The sequence below is a fragment of the uncultured Fibrobacter sp. genome, assembly GCF_937877005.1.
Lineage (GTDB): Bacteria > Fibrobacterota > Fibrobacteria > Fibrobacterales > Fibrobacteraceae > Fibrobacter.
Genome location: NZ_CALEFV010000128.1, coordinates 1 through 6,843, shown reverse-complemented (window position 1 = coordinate 6,843; position 6,843 = coordinate 1). Strand labels below are relative to the sequence as shown.

The following is a 6,843-nucleotide window of genomic DNA, read 5'->3' as shown; positions in this document are numbered from 1 at the left end:
CTTTCTAGAGTCACCTATAAATATAGATTCAAACAGATGTCAGAAAGTGACAAAATATTTTACCGCATCAGTCTGTTCCAAAGGGCGTCTTCAAGATCGCGCCTTGAATCGACAACGGCAAGAACGACAATCTGTTCTGCCTGCTTACGATAAAAGACTCTCCATGGATTGATGGTGAGTTCCCGATATCCGCCTATCTGCAAATCTTCTAGTTCTGCGGGAATCTTGCCCAAGTCGGAAAACTTTTCCAAAAGCAGACATTCCTTCTTTATTTTGGCGAATGCCTCGCGTGCGTTTTGCATACTGTTTTGGGCAATGAACAATACTATCGATTTCAGATCGATCGCCGCTGATTCCGACCAGACCACTTGAAACTTTTTACTTGGCATTCAGTTCGCGCTCCAGAGAATCAAACAGGTCTTTTTGGCGGATGATTTTGCCACGCGAGACTTCGCTTTCGCTCTGTGCGAACAGTTTGAAAAGCTTTAACTCGTCCTGCATTTTCTGGTACGTATCCACATCAAGAATGACTCCACGAGCTTCGCCATTTTGAGTCACCACGTAAGGAACATGCGATTCGCACACATGATCCAAGACTTGGGCCGCATTCGCCTTGATGTAGGAAATCGGTTTGATATTCTTGATGTTTGCCATTTTTCACTCAATTAGACTGAATTTAATACTAAATATAGTCCGATTATTGACACTTGTCAACATTCAAAACTTCCGTAAAGTTTATTTTTTTCGAAAGCTACAGTTCTTCCCTACTTTTTTTGTAGATTTAAATTTATCATCCCTTTTCCCGGAGACTATATGAACGAAACAATCACGACTTTGCTCAACCGCAGAAGCATCCGCAAATTCAAATCCGACGCCGTGAGCAAGGAGCTTATCGCACAAGTTGCCGAAGCGGGGATCTACGCCGCAAGCGGCATGGGCAAGCAGGCCGCCACCGTGGTCGCCATCACGAACAAGGAACTGCGCGACCGCATCTCCGAAATGAACCGTAAGATCGGCGGCTGGGACGAGGGTTTCGACCCGTTCTACGGCGCACCCGTGATTCTGCTCGTCCTTGCGAAAAAAGAAATTCCGACCTACCTGTACGACGGTTCGCTTGCCATGGGCAACCTGATGAACGCCGCCTACAGTCTCGGCCTCGGCAGCATCTGGATCCACCGCGCCAAGGAAGAAGTCGAAAGCGACGAGGGCAAGGAAATTCTCAAGTCGCTCGGCCTGAATGCCGACGAATGGGTTGGCATCGCCCACTGCGCCCTGGGTTACCCGGACTGCGAACAGCCCGCGGCGCACCCCCGCAAAGACGGCCGAATTATCTGGGCAGAATAATTTCCGGGCCAAAAATTTCTAAATTTGTGCCCACTATGGAAACTCGTTACAATTCTAAAGATGTGGAAGCCCGGTGGCATAAGACCTGGGCTGAGAATAACAGTTTTGCACCCAGCGGAAAGGGCGAACCGTTCTCGGTCGTGATTCCGCCCCCGAACGTTACCGGCGCGCTCCATCTGGGACACGCACTCAACGATACGCTCCAAGATATTTTGGTACGCTACCGCCGTAAGACCGGCCGCGACACGCTGTGGATTCCGGGTACGGACCACGCGGGCATTGCCACGCAGGCAGTCGTCGAAAAGCGCCTTTTCCAGGACGAACACAAGACCCGCCACGACATCGGCCGCGACGCGCTGGTGGAACGCATCTGGAAGTGGAAGGACGAATACGAAGCCCGCATCACCAAGCAGCTCAAGAGCCTGGGCGTCAGCTGCGACTGGAGCCGTCAGCGCTTCACGCTGGACCCGGTCTGCGCGAAGGCCGTGCGCCACGCCTTCTTCAACCTGTTCAAGAAGGGCCTCATTTACCGCGGCAAGCGCCTGGTGAACTGGGATACCAAGCTCCAGACCGCCGTTGCCGACGACGAAATCTACTACGAACACGTGAAGGGCCACTTCTGGACGTTCAAGTATCCCCTGGCCGACGGTTCGGGATTTATCCCCGTCTCGACCACACGTCCGGAAACCATCATGGGCGATACCGCCCTCGCCGTGCACCCCAACGACGAACGCTACGCGCAGTTCATCGGCAAGATGCTCAAGGTGCCGTTCGTTGACCGCGAAATTCCGGTGATTGCCGACGCCATCCTCGTGGACAAGGACTTCGGTACGGGTTCCGTGAAGGTGACGCCCGCACACGACCCCAACGACTATGCGACGGGCCTGCGTCACAAGCTCCCGATGATCAACATCATGAACGACGACGGCAGCCTGAACGAGAACGCCGGCAAGTTCCAGGGCCTCAAGGGCCAGGCCGCCCGCGACGCCGTGGTGGCTGGTCTCGAAGAACTCGGACTTTTGATCAAGGTGGAAGACCACGAAATGGACGTGGGCCACTCCGACCGCAGTAAGACTGTGATCGAGCCGTACCTCAGCGACCAGTGGTTCGTGAAGATGGATGTGCTCGCCGAAAACGCGATGAACGCCGTAAAATCCGGTGAAATCAAGATTATCCCGGAACGCTACGCCAACAAGTATCTGGACTGGCTCGCCGAAAAGCGCGACTGGTGCATCAGCCGTCAGCTCTGGTGGGGCCACCGCATTCCTATCTGGCACACCGATGCTAGCGAAGACGAACTGAAGGCCGCATTCGCGGGCCGCGACGACATCTACTTCTACAAGGCCGAAAACGGCGGCTACCTCGTGTGCAGCCAGGAAGAAGACCTCAAGGAAGACGCCGTGCCGGGTCACGAACTCAAGCAGGAAGAAGACGTGCTCGACACGTGGTTCTCCAGCGGTTTGTGGCCGCATTCTACCATGGGCTGGCCGGAAAACACCGACACGCTCAAGCGCTACTACCCCACCAGCGTGCTCGTGACGAGCCGCGACATCATTACGCTGTGGGTCGCCCGCATGGTGCTCTTTAGCCAAGAGAACATGGGCACGGTCCCGTTCCACACGGTGTACATCCACCCGAAGATTTTGGACGGCAATGGCCAGACCATGAGCAAGTCCAAGGGTAACGGCGTGGACCCGATGGATATCGAAGAGAAGTACGGCACCGACGCCCTGCGCTTTGTGATGGCAAGCCTCTGCACCGACAACCAGGACGTGCGCCTGCCGGTGAAGAAGGAAAAGCAGCCGGACGGTCGCGAAATCAACACCAGCGAAAAGTTTGAAATCGGCCGTAACTTCAGCAACAAGCTGTGGAACGCCTGCCGTTTCCTTTACCCGCAGCTCGAACAGGCCGGTGCGCTTGCCGCCGAGCTCCCGATGGACAAGAGCTTGTTCGCACTGGAAGACAAGTGGATTTTGAGCCGCCTGCAGACGACCATCAAGGACGCCACCCGCATGCTCGAAGAATACCACTTCGCCGAACTCGCCGGGTTCCTGTACCGCTTCGTGTGGGACGATGTGTGCTCCAGCTACCTGGAAATCAAGAAGGCCGTGATCAACAGCGAAACGCTCACCGCCGAAAAGAAGAACGCCATGGCTATCCTCAGCTACGTGCTGAAGAACGTGCTCGACTTGCTCCACCCGGTGATGCCGTTCATTACCGAAGAACTGAACAGCATTTTGTTCCAGGGCAGCGAAATGGTGATCAGCCGCGCATGGCCCAAGGCCGACGAATCGCTCATCGACGGGTCGATCGAAGCCGCATTCGACCAGGCATTTGCCGTGGTGGAAAGCGTGCGTGGCGTGCGTGGCCGCTACAACGTGAGCCCCGCCACCAAGCTCAGTGCCGTGGTGAGCGTCGACGACGCCGCGACGGAAGCAAGCGTGAAGGACTGCATGGCAATCATCACCGAGCTTTCGGGTCTTTCTGACCTGAGCGTCGCCGTGAAGGCCGTGAAGCCGAAGTTCAGCGCCAGCGCCGTGGTGCCCGGTGGCGAACTCTACATCCCGCTCGAAGGTATCCTCGACCCGGCTGCAGAAATCGCCCGCTTGGAAAAGGAAATCGAGAAGGCCAAGGCTTTTGCCGCTTCTATCGAACGCAAGTTGTCGAACGAAAAGTTTGTCAACGGCGCTCCGGAAGCAGTTGTCAATGCGGAAAGGACCAAACTCGCTACTCAGCAAGACATCATTGCCAAGAATGAGGCAGCGTTGAAGGAATTGCGCTAGCTCACGTCATTGCTCTGTGAGCCATGACAGCGTCGGTTATCCAATGCATAAGCAAGCTCCTGCGCTGGATAACCTAGCATGTCATTGCGAGGCTCCACAAGGAGCCGTGGCAATCTCCAAACAATTAAAAGAGGTACCCCACATGGAGCACCTCTTTTTGCATATTCTACAGTTTGCCGACCTTACAGCCCTAGCGTCTTTTCGAATTCGGCCAGTATTTTTCGGCCCTGTTCCCATTCGCCCAGGTTGGAGTCGGCGTTGATGTGCCCGAGGCATCCCACATCTACGAACGTAGAGCCCCAGGCATCTGCAAACTGGCGGGCCCGTTCTATGGACACGTAAATGTCGTTTTCGCTAGCCACAACGCAACTGGGCACGGGCAATTTTTGCAGGGGCACGGGAGCGAAATCACTGATAATCTGAACCGCATCGGCATCGGCGGGCGCCACGAGAAAAACAGCCTTGACTAGACTCGGGAGCTTTCCTTCGGCCACCTTTTTCTGCAGCCAATGTACGGTCGTTATAACTCCAAGGCTATGTGAAACGAGTATCGTTTCGGATTCTAGACCAGCCACAGTTTCGTCAAGCGTTTCGATCCATTCCGCTTTCACGGGATGTTCCCAATTACGCTGATAAACACGACTCGCATCGGGTAGACTTTTTGTCCAAAAAGTCTGCCAATGTGTCGGACCGGAATTATTGAGACCAGGAACGATAAGATAATGCATAGATTATTCAATTAAAGGTTAAAGACTCACGAACTTACGCATGCTCACGAAAACAGCCGCCGCACTCAAGCAAATTGAGACCAAAAGCGTCAACACGGGAACAATAAGCCCGCTCAAGAATGCCTCGTGACCGAGTTGCACCAAAAGGAGCAACGGCACTATCAAGAATAAAGTAATGTGCGTCGCCGCACGAACCGTCTTTACCCGCAACGAAACAATCAAAGCAAAAGAGGTCGTGAGAAGCACCGCCGACAGGGCGCCAAGTACGGAAGCCAAAACAGCGATCGACGGAATCTCTGGATGCGAGAACCAGTAACCAAACTGCGCCAGCAAGGCAAACACCACCGGAAACGGAAGAATAGCAAGCAACTTGCCCCAGAAGAGCCTCGCAGGCGCGATGGGAGAAAGCTGCAACAGTTCAAGCGAATTGCGCTCGCGCTCGCCCGCAAACGAATCACCTGCCAACGGCGAACCCATCGGGGCCATGAGGCAACCGAGCAGGAGCATCATGTAGCCTTCCATGCCCTCCATAACCTGTCCTCCGTAGCGAGACACAGCAATCGTTTGACTTGCTGCAAGGATTACCGGCGGGATGATGAACGGAATCCAGAAGCGCGGATCCCGGAATATCAGGCGAAGTTCGTGTCTAAAAACATGGAGCATGGGTGTAGCGGCTTCGTCGCAGTTATTAGTCAATAGTTAGTAGTTATTAGTTGACTCAGGTTACGAGATGTTTATCACAAAAATACAATTATTCGAACAAAGAGCGGGCTAACGAGCGCCAAAAACAAGTCCTTCAACGGCATCATATAACCAGCGAGGCGTTAAAAAAAATCCTAACTTCTAACCATGGACGATATATTCGCATCTTTAATTATATACATTAATGTTATCAAGATTGCAAAGCCCATGCGATTACAGGAAGGAATATTGCCATGTTCACGCCATGTTTCTTATGGATTGCCGCAATGTTGTCCGCCATGTTCTTGGCAGGCTGCGGAACGCCCGTGTACAGGCAGGGCAACCTGACACAAGGCGTTTTCGAGACAAGCGTTCCCGAAAACTTCACTGGCGCAGGCAAGGAATTTGCAGCAGGCTCGTCCATCAAGGGTTTTTCACTCTCGTTCGACTACACGACGGAAGAAGAAATGAATATGAAGAACGTCAAGAACGCGGAGCTCAAAGAAGGCGATTACGACCCGCTAATCAGCGGAAGCGACAATGACAAAAAAATCATGTCCGAAACAAAAATAAAGAAGTTCAGCTACAAGCGAAACCGCTTTCCCGTCTCGGCAGCATTCACGCACCTTTTCAAGGCGAAAGGCGAACTTGCATGGGGATATTCCATCGGCCTGGACCCGGGAATCTACGCTCGGGTCATCGGCGGAATCAACAAGAAGAATTTCGAAGTCGGCGCCTATTTCGATATCGAGTTCTACAATGTAGGTGATATTTCGTTCGATTATTACGAATGCAGCGCCCCCACAAAGGAAGGCTGCAAGGAGAAAACCGATGAGAAGCACCTTGAAGAAAAGAATGTCCGTCAGGGCCGTCTGGGTGCAGGCATCTTCATGTCGTTCTACGTGAACGGCCTAGCGATTTCTTACTCACCGCTGCTCTACGTGCCCACAATAGAACAGGAATACGAACTGCAAGAGAACGACATGCACGGGAACACCTTACGCACGCGCGTCGACAACCCGTTCATACTGAGCCAATACGCAGGCGTATCGAAGTGGATTGACGAGCACTGGAAAGTTTCTCTCGGGGCAACAGTCCTCAGCAGCGTCTATTTCAACGACCTCTACCTTACCGCCAACGCTTCGCTCGGATTCTGGTTCTAGGAGATTTTCGCTGTAGCGTCGATAAATACCGATATAGAAGGCAAATAGAAAAGGGACTCTTTCGAGTCCCGTTCTTTATTACTGTCTCGTGAGCGTCTTGTACTTAATCGGCTTCGGGTTGTCGGCATCTTCGCCGAGGCGTTT

The 6,843-nt window shown here is 53.3% G+C and carries 7 protein-coding genes; 3 read left to right on the top strand and 4 right to left on the bottom strand.

The window, feature by feature from the left end; genetic code table 11:
• Window positions 1–59: 59 nt before the first annotated feature.
• Window positions 60–389 carry a type II toxin-antitoxin system RelE/ParE family toxin gene (locus tag Q0628_RS06370; RefSeq protein WP_298769260.1) on the bottom strand — a complete coding sequence of 110 codons (330 nt, stop codon included), beginning with the start codon at window positions 387–389 and terminating at the stop codon, window positions 60–62.
• Window positions 379–654 (bottom strand): type II toxin-antitoxin system Phd/YefM family antitoxin, encoded by a 276-nt coding sequence (locus Q0628_RS06365; protein WP_298769257.1) that lies wholly within the window; start codon window positions 652–654, stop codon window positions 379–381. Before Q0628_RS06365 ends, Q0628_RS06370 begins: the two co-directional genes overlap by 11 nt.
• Before the next feature lie 159 nt (window positions 655–813).
• On the opposite strand from Q0628_RS06365, the gene Q0628_RS06360 reads away from it, so the two are divergent.
• Both Q0628_RS06360 and Q0628_RS06355 read left to right on the top strand, forming a co-directional pair.
• Entirely contained in the window at window positions 814–1,344 is a 531-nt protein-coding gene (locus Q0628_RS06360) for a nitroreductase (RefSeq protein ID WP_298769255.1), read from the top strand.
• Window positions 1,345–1,379: 35 nt separating this feature from the next.
• Window positions 1,380–4,127, top strand: a complete 2,748-nt coding sequence (locus Q0628_RS06355) for a valine--tRNA ligase (RefSeq protein WP_298769252.1) — start codon at window positions 1,380–1,382, stop codon at window positions 4,125–4,127.
• Window positions 4,128–4,309: 182 nt separating this feature from the next.
• Here Q0628_RS06355 and Q0628_RS06350 read toward each other — a convergent pair whose 3' ends face one another.
• Window positions 4,310–4,855: an alpha/beta hydrolase gene (locus tag Q0628_RS06350; protein WP_298769250.1), complete on the bottom strand. Its 546-nt coding sequence runs from the start codon at window positions 4,853–4,855 to the stop codon at window positions 4,310–4,312.
• 18 nt (window positions 4,856–4,873) lie between these two features.
• Window positions 4,874–5,551 carry an ABC transporter permease gene (locus Q0628_RS06345; RefSeq protein WP_298769248.1) on the bottom strand — a complete coding sequence of 226 codons (678 nt, stop codon included), beginning with the start codon at window positions 5,549–5,551 and terminating at the stop codon, window positions 4,874–4,876.
• 239 nt (window positions 5,552–5,790) lie between these two features.
• On the opposite strand from Q0628_RS06345, the gene Q0628_RS06340 reads away from it, so the two are divergent.
• The gene (locus tag Q0628_RS06340) at window positions 5,791–6,699 is read left to right on the top strand and encodes a hypothetical protein (RefSeq protein WP_298769246.1); all 909 of its coding nucleotides are present in this window, start codon (window positions 5,791–5,793) and stop codon (window positions 6,697–6,699) included.
• Window positions 6,700–6,843: the final 144 nt, after the last annotated feature.